At 59.6% G+C, this 1,972-nt stretch carries 2 protein-coding genes; one reads left to right on the forward strand and one right to left on the reverse strand.

The genetic code is table 11. The features are described from left to right. The first annotated feature begins 216 nt into the window (after positions 1-216). Positions 217-801 carry a hypothetical protein gene (locus tag HV773_RS36360; RefSeq protein ID WP_175198535.1) on the forward strand — a complete coding sequence of 195 codons (585 nt, stop codon included), beginning with the start codon at positions 217-219 and terminating at the stop codon, positions 799-801. A 187-nt stretch (positions 802-988) separates the two neighbouring features. Here the strand turns inward: HV773_RS36360 and HV773_RS36365 are convergent, their stop codons facing one another. Further along, positions 989-1,708, reverse strand: coding sequence for an aspartate/glutamate racemase family protein (locus tag HV773_RS36365; RefSeq protein WP_175198536.1), 720 nt, complete (start codon positions 1,706-1,708; stop codon positions 989-991). Between the last annotated feature and the right edge of the window lie 264 nt (positions 1,709-1,972).

A 1,972-nucleotide genomic window follows, 5' to 3' on the forward strand; every position in this document is an offset into this window, starting at 1 on the left:
GGCGGTCGTGACTGCACCGATTACCTACGACGACGTAGTGGTTCGGAAATCACGCCGCAAAGGCCAGAAATCTCCACAATGCGAAATTGTGGAGCTAAATGGATAGCCCTTGTTTTTGTACAGTACACGCGAGCGGGAGAATCTTCAACAGAAGAGGACAACGGTCGAGGCGCATCGACTTCAGTATGATGAAGCGGCGCGAGTAACGGGGGCCGTATGAAAAAGATCGAGATAGCCGACTTCGTCATCCGACTGCTGACGCTCATCGCCGTTGTCAGCGGGGGAGTATGGGCCTGGTATCAATACAGGGAAAGCGGCGCGACGGACTGGCAAAACAACCTAGCGCTCAAGACCGACGTGCTGCCATATCACGACAATCTGCGGCTGCTGGTTGTCCATGTGGAATCGAAAAACCCACGCCCAAACAAATTCGAACTTCGGAGCGACCATCACGATTCTTTCGAACTACGCGTGCGGCGGCTCGTACCGAAGGCGGCGGAGGGTCAGGTGTTCAAGGAGGATGAAGGAGACCTTATCGCGCGCTCGGACCTTCTAGCGCTCGCCGACGGCGACTATGAATTCCTGCCAGCGGCGGAAATGGACGACATGCAGGTCGTAGTCATCAAGGAGGATACTTGGGTCTCGATCTTTGCCGATATGAAGATCAACAACAACCCGCCCGACGCGAAGGGCAAACCCGACTACGACGAAAACGCAGTCTCTGCGGTTGTCTACATTCCGAAAAGTGAGGGACAGACGGGCCACCGGAAAGCCGCGCAGCGTGACCGGCCGCGCGGCTAGGTCAGGCGTCAGCGCACCAGGGCGGGCGTGGCGCGCGGTCGGCGCCCGCGCGGCGCGATGGAATGCAGGAAGACCAGATGCCTCTTATTGCCAAATCCTACCCCCGCAACCAAGAAGGATTCAAAGCCTGCATGATGAAAATCATGCAGGCTTTTTCCGTTCTGGGCACGCGTTCTGTGCCCACGTGTCATGCCAGGTCGCCCTGGTGCCCTTGGCCCTCCAGCGCCCAATCCACAGCCGCTTGCGCATGCAGAGCGGTCGTATCGAACACCGGCAATGCCGAGTCCTCGGGTTTGATCAGCAGTGTGATTTCCGTGCAGCCGAGAATGACGGCCTGCGCGCCCCTTGCCGCGAGCGCCTCGATCACGCGCTGATACATGCCGCGCGATTCCGCTTTCACGACACCGTGACAGAGTTCATCGTAGATGATGCGATGCACGTCCATGCGCTCGCGCTCGTCGGGCACGAGCGCCTCGATGCCGTGCACGCTGCGCAGCCGCCCAACGTAGAAGTCCTGTTCCATCGTATAGCGCGTGCCGAGCAGACCCACGCGCGTCACGCCCGCAGCGCGCAGCGCGTCGCCGGTCGGATCGGCGATATGCAGGAAGGGGATCGCAATCGCCGCTTCGATCGATGCACACACGCGATGCATCGTGTTGGTTGCCAGCAGCACGAGATCGGCGCCGCCGCGTTCCAGTTGCGTGGCCGCCTGCGCCATCTGCACGCCCAGCGCGTCCCAGTCACCCGCGCGCTGCAAGGCTTCGATATCGGCGAAATCGACCGTCGCCATGAGGCTGCGCGCATTGTGATGTCCGCCGAGCCGCGCTTTCGCGTAGCGGTTCAGCAGCCGGTAATACTCCGCCGACGACTCCCAGCTCATCCCGCCAATCACACCGATCGTTTTCATCGCCAGTCCCGCAATGGATTGAAATGATCGGACGAGTATAGGCATGCCTGCGCGACTGTACAGGTACGGTCCGGTACACCTGCCGCAGTACGGCGAGACCAGACAAGACCCGGGTGCGCGGACAGTTTTCTTGAAAATAGCACTGTGTTTTTGTAAGGGCTATCCATTTAGCTCCACAATTTCGCATTGTGGAGATTTCTGGCCTTTGCGGCGTGATTTCCGAACCACTACGTCGTCGTAGGTAATCGGTGCAGTCACGACCGC

Source organism: Paraburkholderia caffeinitolerans, assembly GCF_902859945.1.
GTDB lineage: Bacteria > Pseudomonadota > Gammaproteobacteria > Burkholderiales > Burkholderiaceae > Paraburkholderia > Paraburkholderia caffeinitolerans.